Raw genomic sequence first — 17242 nt, forward strand, 5'->3', positions numbered from 1 at the left:
GGATGCCAAAAGCCTCGGATTCCCGGCACCGCGGCGAGCGACCGCAAAAGGCGTGAACGGGAGGATCGAATGAGACGGCGCCAGTTTGTTTCACTTCTCGGTGGAGCTGCGCTGGCGCCGCTCACCGGGTTGCCGGTGTACGCGGACCTGCCCGACGGCTGCGATGTTCCGGTCGCGCGAGACGACGGCTGGCCCGTCGCTTCCCTCAATGAGGATAAGCTCATCGACCGCGCGGCGCTGTGCAGGATGGCTGATCGGCTGGCCGCCTCGAGCGATGCCAATATACATGCCGTGCTGGTCGCTCGGAGTGGCAAGCTGGTGTTCGAGCGGTACTTCAGGGGTTCCGACGAGATCTACGGCCGCCCGGTCGGGAAAGTCACCTTCGACGCCGATACATTGAACAATGTGAAATCGGTTTCAAAGAGCGTCGCGTCACTCGCCGTCGGGATAGCGATCGATCGCGGGCTGATACGCAGCATCAACGAACCGATCTTCAGCTTTTTCCCCGAGTTGTCAGACTTGCGTTCCCCTGAGAAGGACCGCATCCAGTTGTTGCACGTGCTCACCATGTCGATGGGGCTGGGGTGGGTGGAGGCGACGCCTAGCAACGAGGGCAACAACGACGAGGGGCGCATGCATATGGCGCCAGATCCGTGTCGTTATGTCCTCGGTCTTCCGGTGACTGCCCCGGCAGGACAAGAATTCTTTTACAACACCGGCGCGCTCACGCTCATGTCGGCCATTATCCGTAAGGCGACCAGACGCCCCCTCGATGAATTTGCGCGCGAGACGTTGTTCGAGCCCCTGGGCATTACTCGCGTAGAGTGGAATCGGTACAAGGGAGATACCGATGCCGGTGGGGGATTGCGCTTGCGGCCGCGCGATATGGCAAAACTCGGCCAGCTCGTCCTCGCGGGCGGTCGTTGGAACGACCGCCAGATCGTTTCCAAGGAATGGATCGAGACCTCGACGGCACCGAAGCTCAAGGCCACGGACCGTCAATCTTATGGATACCTATGGTGGCTCGGTCGCTCCCTGCTCAATGGGCGTGAGGTCCACTGGGTTGGCGCACTTGGTCGAGGCGGGCAGTCGATTCGCATCGTCCCGGAGCTCGATCTCGTTGTCGTGGTGACCGCGGGATACTACCAGGACTACAGCCCCAAAGCGTTTCAATTGCAGTACGGCGTTTTCAGGGACGTCCTGCGCGGGATTTCGCCGCCGGGCTGAACTGGAAGCGCCGCCGTGCGGCGCTGCATTGGTCCGCTTGTAGCCCATCGCGTCACTTCGCTGCTGCGCAGCAACGCCGAGGTCAAAATAGCGTATCCGCCACCGATGTCAGATCATGGTGAGGAGACGGCAGCGCCGCGCCCCCTCGGAGGATGCTCTGCATCCGATCAAACCACGAGGCCTGGCTCGACCCGAGCGAGCCGCACTCAATCGGGACTTGCATGGCCTGTTCGTAAGTGTTACTACTCGTAGCACTACAGGGTGTCGCAGCCTCGGGTGTTGCCATGAGCCGTTCTGCAAAGGCTGAAGCCGCGCTGGCCCTCCATCGGTTCGGGATGGGGCCGCGTCCGGGATCGATCGCGGCGATCGAGGCCGACCCGCGCGGCGCGTTGATCGCCGAACTCGATCGTCCCGCGATCAGCGAACTCGCTGCCGCCAATCTGCCGTCGAGCGCCAAGGCCTATCGCGCGGTGACCGACGCGTTTGCGAAGCGGCAAGCCAAGGCGATCGTCGCCAAGAAAGAGCAGGACGCGAAGCGCCAGCAGATGGCGGAAGCGTCCGCGATGATGGAAGGCGCCGCGTCAAATACGGGCGAGATGGCGCAAAAGATCGCCGCCGAAGCCGTGCCCGATCCGGGGCGGCAGATCTATCTCGACGAGGCGCGGATTCGTATCGCGGCCGCGCTCGGCGCCGAGATCGGGTTTGTCGAGCGGCTGGTCTGGTTCTGGTCCAATCATTTCTGCGTCTCGGCCGACAAGATCCGCAGCATGTCCGGCGCTTATGAGCGCGAGGCCATCCGCCCTCATGTGCTTGGCCGCTTCACCGACCTGTTGCTGGCGGCCGAGGGCCATCCGGCGATGTTGTTCTATCTCGACCAGACGGTTTCGATGGGCGCGAACTCGACCGCTGGCCTCAATCGCAGCCGCGGCCTTAACGAGAATCTCGCGCGCGAGATTCTGGAGTTGCATACGCTCGGCGTGCGTAGCGGCTACACCCAGGATGACGTGATCGGCTTCGCCAACATTCTCACCGGATGGACCCTGGTGCCGCCCGGCGACAATCCCGAGCACGGCGGCGAATTCACCTTCAATCCCCGCCTACACGAGCCCGGCGCGCAGAAGGTGCTGGGAAAATCCTACGAGGACGAAACGGTGGAGCAGGGACGTGCCGTGCTGCGCGATCTCGCCGCCAATCCTGCGACAGCTTCGCATGTGGCGACCAAGCTGGCCCGCTATTTCGTGGCCGATACGCCGCCGCCTGCGCTGGTGGAACGGATAGCGAAGGCGTTCCTCGATACCGGCGGCGATCTCAAGCAGGTCGCCAGGGTGATGGTCTCGTCCGACGAGGCGTGGAGCGAGCCGCCGGCCAAACTTAAGCGGCCCGGCGAGTGGGTGGTCGGCATGGTGCGCGCGACCGGGCTCACGCAGACCGACCCTGTGCGGTACACGGATGGACAGGTCCTGCTCGGCGAACCGTTGTGGCGGCCGCCGTCGCCCAAGGGTTTCCCGGACGACGAAGCATCCTGGATCGACGGCATGGGACGGCGGCTCGACGTCGCCAATTATTTCGCCGAGCGCATCGCAGGCAGGACCGATCCCCAGGATGTCATCGAGACCGTGCTCGGGTCACAGGTGTCGCCGGAGGTGAAGCAGGCGGTCGGCCGCGCCGAGAGCCGTCAGCAGGCACTCGTGCTGTTGTTCATGTCGGCCGAATTCCAGAGGAGGTGAGCATGACCTTTCGCCACCATCTGCCAACTCGCCGCGAGGCGCTGATCGGCGCCGGCAGCTTGTTCGCATGGAGCCAAATGCCGCGGCTCGCACGCGCCGAGGGCCGTGATCCGCGCATGCTCGTCATTGTGCTGCGAGGCGCGCTCGATGGTCTCGGCGCGGTCGCCCCCGTCGGCGATCCCGACTGGATCGGCCTGCGCGGCGAGCGCGCGCTCGTGCTCGACGGCAAGCCGCCGGCGCTGCCGCTCGACGGCTTCTTCGCGCTCAATCCCGCGATGCCGAACCTGCACCGGCTCTACAAGGCGCAGCAGGCGACCATCGTGCACGCGACCGCAACGCCCTATCGCGAGCGCTCGCATTTCGACGGCCAGGATGTTCTCGAAAGCGGCATCGCGCGGCCGGGCGCCGTCGACACCGGCTGGCTCAACCGTGCGCTGGCCGAGCTGGCGTCGGACGGCCGGGTCGATCCGCGCGGCAGTCGCGTCCTTGGTGTCGGCTCCGTGACCCCGCTGGTGGTCCGCGGCCGCGCGCCGGTGCTGTCATGGGTGCCGCAAAAATTGCTGCCGGCCAACGAAGACACCCAGGCCCGGCTGCTCGATCTCTATAAACACACCGATCCGAAACTGGCGGCCGCGCTCGAGGCAAGGATGCGTCTGGCCGCGCTCGGCGCCACAGGACCATCCGATGCTGCCATGGTCGACGCCGCTGCGCTTGCGGCTCCCGGCATTGCCGGGGTGCGGGCCTATTTTGCGGAAGCCGCCGGCACCGCGGCCCGCTTTCTCGCCAAGCCCGACGGCCCCCGTGTCGGGGCGGTCGGCTTCGTCGGCTGGGACACCCACATCAACGAGGGCGCGGCCTCCGGTCAGCTCGCCAACCTCCTTGGCGCGCTCGACGGGGCGTTGGCGGCCATCGAGACCAATATGGGCGACGCCTGGCGCGAGACGGTGGTCGCCGTCATCACCGAGTTCGGACGCACCGCGCGCATCAACGGCACCAACGGAACCGACCATGGCACCGGCACCGTGGCGTTTCTCGCCGGCGGCGGCTTGCGGGGCGGGCGCGTGGTCGCCGACTGGCCGGGGCTGAAGCAAGCCCAGCTCTATGAGGAACGCGACCTCAAACCCACGACCGATCTGCGCGCCGTGCTCAAGGGCCTGCTCCGCGATCATTTGAGAATCGACGAGCGTGCGCTCGCAACCACCGTGTTTCCCGACAGCATCGGCGTCGCGCCGACTGCCGGTCTGGTTGGTTAGTCATCTGGTTGGTTAGTTAATCGAGGAGGTAATGCCGTGAAGAGGAGATCTGCCATGAAGTCACCAGCCATTGTCCTGTCGCTCGCCATTTCCACCATCGTGCTGCCGTCGGGATTTACGACGGCGTCAGCCAGCAAGATGAACGGCAAATGTTGCCAGTCGTCCGACGGCGGGCGCTCCTATCGATACCGGATGGCCATGCAGCGGGCCGCGATCCCCCACACCTGCAGCGCCTATGCCGCCTCGTGCATGCGAAATTCCAGCGCACGGCCGGACCACGCGCAGATGTGCGGCGCCGCGAAATCGCAATGCCTGCAGAGCGGGGTTTATGTCGGCCCCTACAGCGGTATGAACTTCGCCGGAATGCAGAAGATGTAACGGCCTCGCGCAATCGGTCCGATGTCTCCTGCTTCCGCATCCCGGCGTTTCCTATGTCGATACTCACAGGCCGCGAGCTCGAATTCCTCACCAGCTTGAATGGTAGCTGGGCGAGGCTCTATCGCAATGAGCTCGCGCGTCTCCTGCACAAGGTTGACGACCGATGCGACGCCCACCACGAAACCCGTTCCATCATTCGGATCTCGGCGGCCCCTTCCTCGCATTCGCACCGAAATTTTGCGACGACGAGCAAGAGGTAACGCACGGGCCGTTGTCGGACGACCACCTGCCTTACCCGACGCGCCATCAGCGGTCGTCCGTTCTCTCGCTGCTGATCGATGCGCTGCGCTATCGCAGAAGGCGAAAGCCAGCCGCGGGACCCGTAGAGCCGTAGGACTGGCGTATCACGCCGCCGGCTGCGCAACGTTGTCTTCGCTGGCGAGCAGATGAATCAGCGCGCTCTTGATCGCGGCCTGCCGGGTCGGGGCGTTGATCTGGGCGCCGAGCAGGTCGGTGACGTAGAACACGTCGCGGGCGCGCTCGCCGAAGGTCGCGACATGGGCCGAGGCGATGTTGAGGTTGAGCTTCGAGATCGCCGTCGTCAGCTGGTACAACAGGCCGGGGCGGTCGAGGCCGGAAACCTCGATCACGGTGTAGCGGTCCGACCACTGATTGTTGATGGTGACCTCCGGCTCGACCACGAAGGCGCGTACCTTGCCGCGGTTGGCCGCCTTGCGCGCCACCACTTCGGGCAGCCGCAATTTGCCTTCGAGCACGTGCTCGATCATCTCGCCGATCCGGGTTGCACGCCGTCCCTCGTCCTCGTCGCGGTCGTATTCCCTCGATATCGCGATGGTATCGAGCGCGCGTCCGTCGGTGGTCGTGTAGATCTGCGCGTCGACGATGTTGGCGCCGGCGGACGCGCAGGCGCCCGCAATGATCGACAGCAGCCATGGATGGTCGGTCGCGAGGATCGTCAGCTCTGTAACGCCGCGGGCCTCGTCGAAACCGACATTGATCGCAAGCTGGTGGCCTGCCTGTTCGCTGGCGCGGATGAAGCGCGCCTGGCGGATTTTTCGTTGCAGGTCGACCTTGAGCCAATAGGCGGGATAGTGCCGCCCGATATAGGCGTTGAGCTCCGCTTCCGGCCACTCGTTGAACGCGGCGCGGAATTCGGATTGCGCCACCGCAATGCGCTGCGCGCGGTTCACTTCCGAGAAACCGCCGGTCAGCACCGGCTCGGTTTCGTAATACAGCGTGCGCAGCAGCTGCGCCTTCCAGCCGTTCCACACGCCGGGCCCGACGCCCCTGATGTCGGCGGTGGTCAGGATCGTCAACAGCTTCATCTGCTCGACGGATTGCACGACGGCGGCAAAATTCTCGATCGTCTTGCGGTCGGAGAGATCGCGCGACTGCGCCACCGTCGACATCGTCAGATGCTCTTCGATCAGCCATGCCACCAGCTCAGTATCGGCGGTGTTGAAGCCGAGCCGCGGGCACAATCGCCGCGCCACCCGGGCGCCCGCAATCGAATGATCCTCGGGCCGGCCCTTCGCGACGTCGTGCAGCAAGGTCGCGATGTAGATCACCGCACGATGCTCGGGCTGGATCTTGCGGAACAGGTCGCTCGCGACCGTGAATTCGTCATTGCCGCCGCGCTCGATCTCCTGCAGGAAGCCGATGCATCGGATCAGATGCTCGTCCACCGTATAATGGTGGTACATATTGAACTGCATCATCGACACGATCTTGCCGAAGGCGCGGATGAAGTGACCGAGCACGCCGGTCTCGTTCATGCGCCGCAGCACGATCTCGGCGTTGTCGGACGTCAGGATCTCCATGAACAGCCGGTTGGCTTCCGGATTCTCCCGAAGCTGGGTGTTCACCAGTTTCAGCGAGCGCGTCACCGTGCGCATCGCGTCGGGATGGAAGGCGAGGTTGTTCCTCTGCGCCAGCTGGAAGATCCGGATCAGATTGACCGGGTCGTGCTTGAAGATGTCGGGTGCGGCGAGGTTGATGCGGTTGTTGTCGATGATGAAGTCGTCGCTGTCGGGCACCCGCCGCCGCTTGATGCCCGGCCGCAGCCGCGCCACCATGCGGCTCAAGACCGGCGCGGGCTTGGCCTGTTCCTCTTCCAGCTTGGCGCACAGGATCGCGGTAAGATCGCCGACATCCTTGGCGACCAGGAAGTAGTGCTTCATGAAGCGTTCAACATCCTGCATGCCGGGATGCGAGGTGTAACCGAGCCTCACCGCGATCTCGCGCTGCATGTCGAACGACAGCCGCTCCTCGGCGCGCCCCGAGACGAAATGCAGATTGCAGCGCACCGACCACAGGAAATCGGCGCAGCGGCGGAAGGTGCGGTACTCCTGCGCGTCGAACACGCCGCGCTCGACCAGTTCGTCGGTCTCGCGCACGCGGTAGACGTATTTGGCGATCCAGAACAGGGTGTGCAGGTCGCGCAAGCCGCCCTTGCCGTCCTTGACGTTGGGCTCGACCAGATAGCGCGACTGCCCGGCGCGGCGGTGGCGTTCTTCGCGCTCGGCGAGCTTGGCGGTGACGAATTCGGAAGCGGTGCCCTGCACGACGTCCTTGTCGAAGCGGGCGACCAGTTCGTCATAGAGCGGCTGGTCGCCGGTCAAGAATCGCGTTTCCAGGATCGCGGTGCGGATCGTCATGTCGCCGCGCGCCTGGCGGATGCATTCGTCGACCGAGCGCGTGGCGTGGCCGACCTTCAATCCCATGTCCCACAGGCAATAGAGGATGGCTTCCGCGACCTGCTCGCCCCAGGCGGTCTGCTTGTAGGGCAGGATGAACAGCAGATCGATATCGGATTCCGGCGCCATCAGCCCGCGGCCGTAACCGCCGGTGGCGACCACCGCCATGCGCTCGGCGCCGGAGGGCACATGCGAGCGATAGAGATGCCGTGTCGCGGCCGAGTAGAGGATGCGAATGATTTCGTCCTGCATGAAGCAGAGCCGCTCCGCGCAGCGGCGGCCGTGGCGATCCTTCAGCAGCACGGCCTGCGCGGTCGCGCGCGCCGCGATCATCTCGGCCTTGAGAAGTTGCGCCAGCGCCGAGCGAAACACGTCCTCGCGGCCGGCATGCTTTTCGGCCAGCGCATCGACCGCCGCGGTGATCCGCGCGGTATCGAAACGTTCATCCGCTCCGGAGCGGCTCTCTAGCACGATGCTATCCATGATCTATCCCGATATCGGACGGCGCAGGGGCTGTCACGGGCGATTGTACGGCCAAATCAAAGCTATGCCGCCGGGTGCGCGAATGCCAGCCATAAGCTGTTGGAAAAGCGTGGATTTCCCATGCCGCATGGGTTGGCCGCGGAGGACCGTGATGACAGCGCGTCGATAGCCCTTTATATCCGATGCATAAACAAAAAGTCGGGAGACGAAGATGGACGCCGCCGAACTCCGCGCGATGCAGGCCCCGATCAAGGAACGCTACAAGTCCGATCCCTCGGCCGCGGTCATTACCCTCAAAGCCAAAGGCTCGATCGACAATGAAGGCATCGCCTGCAAGGTCGAGACCGGCCGCGCGCTGGCGGTAGCTGGCCTCCACCCCGCCACCGGCGGCTCCGGCCTGGAGCTGTGCTCCGGCGACATGCTGCTGGAAGCCCTGGTCGCCTGCGCCGGTGTGACGCTGAAGTCGGTCGCCACCGCCGTCGATGTTCCCCTGAAGACCGGCAACGTCATAGCCGAAGGCGATCTGGATTTTCGCGGCACGCTCGGCGTCGACAAGGAAGCCCCGGTCGGTTTCGAGGAGATCCGCCTGCGCTTCGAGGTCGGCACCGACGCGCCGCAGGACAAGCTCGACCTGCTGCTGAAGCTCACCGAGCGCTATTGCGTGGTCTACCAGACCATCAAGAACGGCCCGAAGGTTTCGGTGTCGATGAAGCGGGTGTGAGGCCAGTTCTCCGTCATGCCCGGGCTCGTCCCGGGCATCCACGTCCTTAACCTGACGAAAAGCAAGAAGACGTGGATGGCCGGGACAAGCCCGGCCATGACAGCGATGCAAATGTCCCCCGAACTCGCCTTCATCCTCACGCTCGGCCTGCGCATGGCGATCACCGCGGCGTTCGTGGTGACGGCTTCGATTGTCACCGAACGCTCGGGCCCGGTGATCGGGGCATTGATTGCGACGCTGCCGATCTCGGCGGGGCCATCCTATGTGTTCCTCGCGCTCGATCATGACGCTGCCTTCATCGCCGAGGGCGCGCTGGCGAGCCTGCCGATCAACGCCGCAACGATCTTCCTCGGGTTGACCTATGTCGTGCTGGCGCAACGCCACGGCGCACTGCTGAGTTGCTTCACGGCGGTGGCCGTATGGCTCGCGCTCGCCACGGTCATCCGCTCGGTGCAGTGGTCGTTGGCCGGTGGGTTGATCGCCAATGTCATCGCTTACGCGATCTGCGTCCCGCTGCTCGCCCGCTACCGCCACGCCAAGATGCCGCCAATCAGACGCCGCTGGTACGACATCCCGCTGCGGGCGTCACTGGTCGCGACATTGGTGGCGACGGTGGTCACCACCTCGAGCTGGGTCGGTCCCAAGGTCAGCGGCATGATCGCGCTGTTCCCGGTCGTGTTCACGTCGATGATGCTGATCCTGCACCCGCGCATCGGCGGCCCGCCGACCGCCGCCGTGCTCGCCAACAGCGCCTGGGGGCTGATCGGCCTCGGCATCGCGATTGCGGTGCTGCATGTCGCGGCACCGCAATTCGGCTCGGGGATCGGGTTGAGCCTGGCGCTGGCGACGTGTGTCGGCTGGAATCTCGGCCTGTGGCGGCTCGGGCGAGGGAAGGCGTTGCGAACTTAATCGAGCTCTGCCTGTGAATTCGATGTCCGCGGATGTCTCAACAGGAAGTCCGCCCTCGACCGCACCAGCGAACTTTGGTCCGTTGCCAGATCGGCAATTAGCGATTCCTCGTCAGGTATCTCCGACCGCACGGCGATCATCGCGTCTGCGGCAACCTTCCTCACGAAGGGTGACTTGTCGCGGATGGCTGTTTTGACGAAGTCGGCAGGAGGACGATTGCGCTGAATGGTTCGCGTGTGCAGCACCGGCGTACGTCGTCGCAAGCCGTATACCTTGTCGATCCACATCCATTCGAAGCCAACGGGCCAGATCGCTTTCCCGGAAATCAAGCACGTATAGGCGGCGGCTCTGACTGATGGTTGCACGGCCGCCTTTGCCAGTCGCGGGAGGTGCTGATCCATGCCGGGATATCGCAAGGCGTGGCGAAGACAGGCTGCGAGAGGACCGGTTGACTGCTCCTGCAGGCGTGTCGCCAGGGCGGCAAGGACATCTTCGCGCTCAAACACCAGATCGAGGATATTTCCCTCGTCACGCCACCGGCCCCAGACAAAGCGCCGCTCGAGCAGGTATACGGCCGCATCTCCCGCAACGGCTGCTGCGACATCAGGCGCGATACGCTTGACGCATCGCTTCGCGGCCTGACGAACCGGTTCAGCCCAGTCATTCAGTCGCCACGCCAAAGCCGCAAGGAAGAATGGCGAGGTCGGTGGTGTGGTTATGTGGTGGAGCGCCGCCTCCCTGAGGTAGCCGCTTGGGTGGAACAGGAACAGCCACGCGAGATCCGCATTTGCGGCGAGCAATTCTCGGTCAGATGGAAAAGGGACAGGAGTGGATTTCGGCCGAAGCCGGTCTCTGATCCGCTGGAAAAAGAGGCTTGCTCGGTGGGTTGGGATGACTTGCCGAGGGCGCTTTTCCGGCTGCCACCAGCCGAGACCTGCGCCGGTCGCGATTTCCCGGCTGGCCCGTACGACAAGATGCGCCGGCAGCGTAGCGAGTTCGGTAAGGATGTCGTCCAATTCGCGATTGGTCGCCGGCCGTGTGGCAAGAGCGGCAAGCTTGGCCGAAAGCGATGGCGAGAGGATAGGCAAGGCAGGCGATGACATACCCCAGCTTGGCAGCATTCTCTGGTTGTTGGAAGCCGCGCCAGCCTACTTCGGCAATTTCGCCTTCAGCGCATAGAGCGCCTCCAGTGCCTCGCGCGGCGACATCTCGTCGGGATGTAGCGCCTTCACCGCATCGACCAGTTGCTCCGCCTCGCTCGGCGGCGCGGGTTCGGCGGCGGCGCGGGAGGGGACGGCGAACAGCGGCAGATCGTCGGCGAGCGCGCGGGCGGTCTGGCCGCGGTCCTGCGCTTCGAGCTTCGCCAGCACCGACTTGGCGCGCGTGATCACCGCCGGCGGAAGCCCGGCGAGTTTCGCGACCTGGATGCCGTAGGAGCGGTCGGCCGAACCCGGCAGCACTTCGTGCAGGAACACGACATCGCCCTGCCACTCCTTGACGCGCACGGTGGCGTTGAACATCCGCGGCAGTTTTGCGGAAAGCGCGGTCAATTCGTGATAATGCGTGGCGAACAGCGCGCGGCAGCGGTTAGCCTCGTGCAGATGCTCGATCGCGGCCCACGCGATCGACAGGCCGTCGAAGGTGGCGGTGCCGCGGCCGATTTCATCGAGGATCACCAGCGAGCGCTCGCTGGCCTGGTTGAGGATGACGGCGGTCTCGACCATCTCGACCATGAAGGTCGAACGTCCTCGCGCGAGATCATCCGCCGCGCCGACGCGGCTGAACAGCCGGTCGACGACGCCGATCCGCGCGCGCGAAGCCGGCACGTAGGAACCGATCTGCGCCATCAGCGCGATCAGCGCATTCTGGCGCAGGAAGGTCGATTTGCCCGCCATGTTCGGGCCGGTGATCAGCCATATCTGGCCGGATTTCTGAGCGGGGCTGGGCGACAGGTCGCAGGCATTGGCGATGAACGGCTGACCGTCGCGCTTCAACGCCTGTTCGACGACGGGGTGCCGGCCGCCCTCGACGGCGAAGCCGAGCGAGCCATCGACCTCGGGCCGCACGTAATTGTCATCGGCCGCCAGCTTCGCCAGCGCGGTCGCGACATCGAGCAAGGCAAACGCATGCGCGGCGGCGCGCAGGTCGTCGCTTGCTGCGAGCGCCATCGCGCAGAGCCGCTCGAAGATTTCGAGTTCGAGATTGAGCGCGCGATCGCCGGCATTGGCTATCTTGGCCTCGATCTCGCCGAGTTCGGCCGTAGTGAAGCGAACTTGCCCCGCCAGCGTCTGGCGATGGATAAAGGTCGCATTCAACGGCGGCGCCATCAATTTGTCGCCGTGCTGCGCCGTGACCTCGACGAAATAGCCGAGCACGTTGTTGTGCCGGATCTTGAGCGCCTTGATGGAGGTGTCATCGGCGTAGCGGGCCTGCATCGCGGCGACGACAAGGCGGGAGGCGTCGCGCAAGTTCCGGCTCTCGTCGAGGGCTGGTTCATAATTCTCGCGGATGAAACCGCCATCACGCTTGATCAGCGGCAGTTGCTCGGCGAGTGCGCGCTCGAACTCGCGGGCGAGGTCGCGCGAGGGCCGGCGCAGCGCCTCCATCACAGCGATGATTTCCAGCGGGGGCGTTTCGAGCTGCGCGAGCCGCGCCAGTGCCTGATCGGCGGCAAGAATGCCATCGCGCAGGCCTGCAAGATCACGCGGGCCGCCGCGTCCGACTGACAGCCGCGCCAAAGCGCGCGACATGTCGGGTGCCGCGCGCAGCGTGGTCCTGATATCGTCGCGCGTAGCGCTATCGGTGACAAAAGTTGCAATCGCATCCAGCCGTCGCGCGATTCCCGCGCTGTCGGTGAGCGGTGCGGCGAGGCGTTGCGCCAGTAGGCGCGAGCCGGCGGCGGTAACCGTGCAATCGATCGCATCGAGCAGCGATCCGCGGCGCTCGCCGGCCAGCGTGCGGGTCAGTTCGAGATTGGCGCGGGTAGCGGGGTCGATCGCCATGGTCGTTCCGGCCGCCTCGCGCGACGGCGGCGACAGCGGCGGACGCTTCCCGACCTGCGTGCGGTCGATATAGGTGACGGCGGCAGCCGCCGCGGTCGCTTCCAGCCGCGACATCGCGGAGAGGCCATCCATCGTCGCGACCGCAAAATAGTCGCATAGCCGCCGTTCCGCCGTGGCGCCATCGAAAACGTCGCGGGTCAGGGGCGTGACAGACGGCAATTCGCGCAGCAGCGGGCCGAGATCGGCATCGCCATAGAGCGCGTCGGTGACGATGGCCTCGTTCGGATTGATCCGCGCCAGCGTCGCCGCCAGTTCCGCAGTCGAGCATTCCGTGACTGTGAATTCCGAGGTCGAGATATCGATCCAGGCAAGGCCAATGCGATCGCCGCCGGACGAGGCGCGGGCGCGCGCGATTGCCAGCAGGTAGTTGTTGGTGCGTGCATCCAGGAGTGTATCTTCGGTCAAGGTGCCGGGCGTCACCAGCCGCACCACGCCGCGGGCCACCACGCTCTTGTTGCCGCGGGCGCGTGCCGCGGCGGGATTCTCGGTCTGCTCGCACACCGCGACCCTGTGGCCGGCGTTGATCAGACGGTGCAGATAGTCCTCGGAGCGTTCCACCGGCACGCCGCACATCGGGATGTCCGTGCCCTGATGCTTGCCGCGCTTGGTCAGCACGATGCCGAGCGTTTTGGAGGCGATCTCGGCGTCCTCGAAGAACAGCTCGTAGAAATCGCCCATCCGGTAGAACAGCAGGAGCCCGGGATGGGCGGCCTTGATCTCGAGGTACTGTTCCATCATCGGCGTGACGCGCGAATTTGCGTCAGCGGCCGGCGTGGCTTCGGGGGCGGGAATGGATTGCTGGATCGTCATTGCGGGCGGCAAACTACAAAATTTCGCCGCCCGGTCCTATTCCCTTACCCCCATTGTCAGAGTTTTCCACGCCCCACGCCGCATAATTGATCACGCCCGCATGACGGGCATCCCGCCGGAGCACGACAGGAGTGGCAAGCCTCAATTGACCTGCCGCGGGCACGCTCCTAAAACTCGCCAACAGTTCCGTAGGGCTCAACGCCTAAAGCACGGCATTCAGGGAGAGATTCTATGCGTGATGTATTCATTTGCGATGCCGTCCGGACCCCGATCGGCCGTTTCGGCGGCTCGCTCGCCAAGGTGCGCGCCGACGATCTGGCCGCGACCCCGATCAAGGCGCTGATGGCGAAGCATCCCAATCTCGACTGGGCGCAAGTGGATGAGGTGTTTTTCGGCTGCGCCAACCAGGCCGGCGAGGATAACCGCAATGTGGCGCGGATGGCGCTGTTGCTCGCGGGCATGCCGGAATCGGTTCCCGGCCAGACCCTGAATCGTCTCTGTGCGTCGGGCCTCGATGCGGTAGGCGCCGCGGGTCGCGCGATTCGATCAGGCGAAATCGAGTTCGCGATTGCCGGTGGCGTCGAATCGATGACCCGCGCGCCGTTCGTGATGGGCAAGGCGCCGGAAGCATTCGCGCGCTCGGCCGAGATTTACGACACGACGATCGGCTGGCGCTTCATCAATCCCTTGATGAAGGCACAGTACGGCGTCGACGCGATGCCGGAGACCGGCGAGAACGTCGCCGAGGAATTCCAGGTGTCACGCGCGGATCAGGACGCGATGGCGATCCGCTCGCAGCAGCGCGCGGGCGCTGCGATCGCTTCCGGTTATTTCGCCGAGGAAATCACGCCGGTATCGGTGCCGGGCGGCAAGGCTGGGCCCATCATCGTCGACAAGGATGAGCATCCGCGCCCCGAAACCACGCTGGAGGGCCTCACGAAACTGAAGCCGATCGTGCGCAATCCCGGCACGGTGACCGCGGGGAATGCGTCCGGCGTCAATGACGGCGCGGCGGCGATGATCCTCGCCTCCGAAGCCGCTGTGAAAAAGCACGGGCTGACGCCGCGGGCGCGCATCCTGGGGCTAGCCTCGGCTGCGGTGCCGCCGCGCATCATGGGCATCGGCCCGGTGCCGGCGACCAGGAAGCTGATGGAGCGGCTTGGCATCAAGATCTCTGACTTCGATTTGATCGAGCTCAATGAAGCCTTCGCTTCGCAGGGCATAGCCTGTTTGCGGCAACTGGGCGTCCAGGATGACGCCGACTTCGTCAATCCGCATGGCGGCGCGATCGCGCTCGGCCATCCGCTCGGCATGAGCGGCGCGCGGCTGGTGCTGACGGCGGTGCACGGCATGGAGAAGCGGGGCGGCAAGCTTGCCTTGGCAACCATGTGTGTCGGCGTCGGCCAGGGCGTTGCGGTCGCGATCGAAAAGGTCAATTAAGACAAATATTTGGGAGGACGAAAAAACGTCCTTTCCCAAATTAGTTATGTCATATAATGATCTGGCGGCGCGGCTCAGCGACAAAATCGCGAAGCAATTTTGCGCTGATAGCGCGATGCGAGGGAGGGATACGTCATGACATTGGTCTATCCGGTGCAAAGTCTCGCGGCGCATCCGCCGCGGCTGTCCCCCGCCTACAAGAGCACGGTCAAGCGCTCGCCCTCCAAGCCGCTGATTCCGATGCGGCACACGCTGTCGGAATTGACCGGGCCGGTCTACGGCCACGAGACGGTTCGCGCGAACGATCATGACCTCACCGTTCAGGGCAAGGGCGAGCCGCTCGGCGAGCGCATCATCGTGCACGGCCATGTGCTCGATGAAGACGGCCGCGGCGTGCCGAACGCGCTGGTCGAACTGTGGCAGGCCAATTCCTGCGGCCGTTACGTGCATGTCGTCGATCAGCATCCCGCGCCGCTCGATCCGAATTTCACCGGCGCTGGTCGCACGCAGTCGGACGCGCAGGGCTATTACCGCTTCGTCACCATCAAGCCCGGCGCTTACCCCTGGGGCAATCACCACAACGCCTGGCGTCCGGCCCACATCCACTTCTCGGTGTTCGGCCACTCCTTTGTCTCGCGTCTCGTCACGCAGATGTATTTCCCCGGCGATCCGCTGTTCCCGTTCGATCCGATCTTCAATTCGGTCACCGACGAGAAGGCACGCAACCGGATGATCTCGTCGTTCGATCTGGAGAACACCAAGCCGGATTGGGCGCTGTGCTACCGCTTCAACATTGTGCTGCGCGGGCGCAACGCCACGCCGATGGAGAAAAAGTAAGTGCAACAGACCAAGCCAGACGGCCTCACCCCGTCGCAGACCGTGGGCCCCTATTTCGCCTATGGTCTGACCTCGAACGGCAAATACGACTGGAACGACGCGTTCAGCAACAACCTCGTTACGGCGGATACGTCGGGCGAACGCATTCGCATCGAGGGGCAGGTGTTCGATGGCGACGGCGCGGTCGTGCCGGATTGCATGCTGGAGATCTGGCAAGCGGATGCGCAGGGACGGTTCTCCGATCCGCAGGACAAGCGGGCGCTGCCGAATTCCACGTTCAAGGGATTCGGCCGGATCGGTACCGATGCGAAGGGCGGTTATGCCTTCGACACCATCAAACCGGGGCAGGTCGCCGATCCCGACGGCAAGCCGCAGGCGCCGCATATCGTGCTCGCCGTGTTCGCGCGTGGCATGCTCTTGCACAATTATTCGCGGATCTATTTCGACGGCGAGGCCGCCAATGCGTCCGATCCCGTACTGGCGCTGGTGCCGGCCGACCGCCGCGCCACGCTGATCGCGACGCGCCAGCCGGGCGGCAATGCGGTCTATCGTTTCGACATCCATCTGCAGGGCGACAAAGAGACGGTGTTCTTCGACGTGTAGCCGCGACGACATCGCAGAGGCAACGCGACAGGCAAGACTTCACACATGATGACGCTTCGCCAGGTCGAGGTGATCCGCGCCGTGATGGTGACCGGCACGATCGGCGGCGCTGCGAGGCTTCTGAACGTATCAGCGCCGGGCATCAGCCGGCTGGTGAAGTACACCGAGAAGTCCCTGGGCGTCCGCTTCTTCCAGCGCCAGAACGGGCGCTATTTTCCGACGGCGGAAGCCCGCAACATCTTCGAGCAGATCAACGGCGTCTACGAGAAGATGGATGATCTTACCGAGATCATCTCCAAGATCGGGCGCGGTGACCTGTCCGAACTGCGTATCGGCTCCGTACCCAGCATCTCGCAGGTGATGGTGCCGCGCGCAATCGAGCGGGTTCGACGCCGCTATCCGGAGCTGCGGATCGACATCAACATCCTCAAGATCGAGGAGGCCGTCGATTATCTGCTGCTGGGCCGTGGCGATTGCGTCGCCATGAGCTACCGGCTCGAGCATCCCGGCCTCGACTTCCTGCCGCTGGCGTCCGGCGAATTGTTCTGCATCGTGCCGGCGGGGCATGAGCTGGCCGGATGCAAGCAGGTCTCGGCCGCGGAGATCATCCGCTATCCCCTGATCGGCATCGATCCCAACGATCCCTACGGGCGGATCATGGCGGAGATCTTTGCGCGCAACAAACTCGACTACGACATCACCATCCGCGCGCGCTTCGGCACCACCGTGTGCGCGCTGGTGAAGGCCGGTCTCGGCATTGCCGTGATCGACCAGTTCACTGTCGCCCATGGCGGTTATCCCGGCATCGAGTTGCTCAGAATTGTCGAGCCGACCAGGTTCGACACTTACATTGCGGTGAAACGGGGCGCGCCGCTGTCGCTTCACATCGAGCATTTCATCGAATGCTTGCGCTCCGAAATGCGGGCGGTGGGACCGGGGAAAGCTGCGCCGCGAAAGCCTGATGTCAGGCCTCGCAAGAAATAACATGATGTTATCTATCCGGCATAAATGGGTAATTGTGTTAGGTCGGCAAAACGCTATCGTCTGGCCGGATCGGGGCGTATCCCGAACCAAC

The 17242-nt window shown here is 64.4% G+C and carries 13 protein-coding genes; 10 read left to right on the forward strand and 3 right to left on the reverse strand.

What is annotated here, in order from left to right; genetic code table 11:
• Positions 1 to 69: 69 nt before the first annotated feature.
• From V1293_RS24950 to V1293_RS24965, 4 genes are all read left to right on the forward strand, one after another.
• A complete protein-coding gene (locus tag V1293_RS24950; protein WP_334513063.1) occupies positions 70 to 1227 on the forward strand; it encodes a serine hydrolase domain-containing protein in 1158 nt (385 codons plus the stop codon).
• A 284-nt stretch (positions 1228 to 1511) separates the two neighbouring features.
• Positions 1512 to 2954, forward strand: a complete 1443-nt coding sequence (locus V1293_RS24955; protein ID WP_334513066.1) for a DUF1800 domain-containing protein — start codon at positions 1512 to 1514, stop codon at positions 2952 to 2954.
• Between the two features lie 2 nt (positions 2955 to 2956).
• Complete coding sequence (locus tag V1293_RS24960) at positions 2957 to 4207, forward strand: DUF1501 domain-containing protein (RefSeq protein WP_334513068.1); 1251 nt, start codon at positions 2957 to 2959, stop codon at positions 4205 to 4207.
• 54 nt (positions 4208 to 4261) lie between these two features.
• Positions 4262 to 4585: a hypothetical protein gene (locus V1293_RS24965; RefSeq protein WP_334513070.1), complete on the forward strand. Its 324-nt coding sequence runs from the start codon at positions 4262 to 4264 to the stop codon at positions 4583 to 4585.
• 404 nt (positions 4586 to 4989) lie between these two features.
• Here the strand turns inward: V1293_RS24965 and V1293_RS24970 are convergent, their stop codons facing one another.
• Positions 4990 to 7785 carry a [protein-PII] uridylyltransferase gene (locus V1293_RS24970; protein ID WP_334513073.1) on the reverse strand — a complete coding sequence of 932 codons (2796 nt, stop codon included), beginning with the start codon at positions 7783 to 7785 and terminating at the stop codon, positions 4990 to 4992.
• Between the two features lie 211 nt (positions 7786 to 7996).
• Between V1293_RS24970 and V1293_RS24975 the strand changes: the two genes are divergently transcribed.
• Together V1293_RS24975 and V1293_RS24980 are read left to right on the forward strand one after the other, a co-directional pair.
• Entirely contained in the window at positions 7997 to 8506 is a 510-nt protein-coding gene (locus V1293_RS24975; RefSeq protein ID WP_214488846.1) for an OsmC family protein, read from the forward strand.
• Between the two features lie 111 nt (positions 8507 to 8617).
• The gene (locus V1293_RS24980) at positions 8618 to 9415 is read left to right on the forward strand and encodes a hypothetical protein (protein WP_334516892.1); all 798 of its coding nucleotides are present in this window, start codon (positions 8618 to 8620) and stop codon (positions 9413 to 9415) included.
• Here V1293_RS24980 and V1293_RS24985 read toward each other — a convergent pair.
• Both V1293_RS24985 and mutS read right to left on the reverse strand, forming a co-directional pair.
• On the reverse strand, positions 9412 to 10518 hold the full coding sequence (locus V1293_RS24985) for a hypothetical protein (protein WP_334513075.1): 1107 nt from the start codon (positions 10516 to 10518) through the stop codon (positions 9412 to 9414). The two genes, V1293_RS24980 and V1293_RS24985, sit on opposite strands and share 4 nt — an antisense overlap.
• 45 nt (positions 10519 to 10563) lie before the next feature.
• Positions 10564 to 13287, reverse strand: a complete 2724-nt coding sequence (gene mutS, locus V1293_RS24990; protein ID WP_334513076.1) for a DNA mismatch repair protein MutS — start codon at positions 13285 to 13287, stop codon at positions 10564 to 10566.
• Positions 13288 to 13518: 231 nt separating this feature from the next.
• Here mutS and pcaF point away from each other — a divergent pair, with 231 nt between their 5' ends.
• The 4 genes from pcaF to V1293_RS25010 all read left to right on the forward strand — a co-directional run bounded on the left by pcaF (position 13519) and on the right by V1293_RS25010 (position 17151).
• Positions 13519 to 14727 carry a 3-oxoadipyl-CoA thiolase gene (pcaF, locus tag V1293_RS24995; RefSeq protein WP_334513077.1) on the forward strand — a complete coding sequence of 403 codons (1209 nt, stop codon included), beginning with the start codon at positions 13519 to 13521 and terminating at the stop codon, positions 14725 to 14727.
• A gap of 135 nt (positions 14728 to 14862) precedes the next feature.
• Positions 14863 to 15564, forward strand: a complete 702-nt coding sequence (gene pcaH, locus V1293_RS25000; protein WP_334513079.1) for a protocatechuate 3,4-dioxygenase subunit beta — start codon at positions 14863 to 14865, stop codon at positions 15562 to 15564.
• A complete protein-coding gene (gene pcaG / locus V1293_RS25005) occupies positions 15565 to 16167 on the forward strand; it encodes a protocatechuate 3,4-dioxygenase subunit alpha (RefSeq protein ID WP_334513081.1) in 603 nt (200 codons plus the stop codon).
• Between the two features lie 45 nt (positions 16168 to 16212).
• Positions 16213 to 17151, forward strand: coding sequence for a LysR family transcriptional regulator (locus tag V1293_RS25010; RefSeq protein ID WP_334513084.1), 939 nt, complete (start codon positions 16213 to 16215; stop codon positions 17149 to 17151).
• Positions 17152 to 17242 lie beyond the last annotated feature (91 nt).

This window comes from Bradyrhizobium sp. AZCC 1693, from assembly GCF_036924745.1.
In the GTDB taxonomy this organism is placed as follows: Bacteria; Pseudomonadota; Alphaproteobacteria; order Rhizobiales; family Xanthobacteraceae; genus Bradyrhizobium.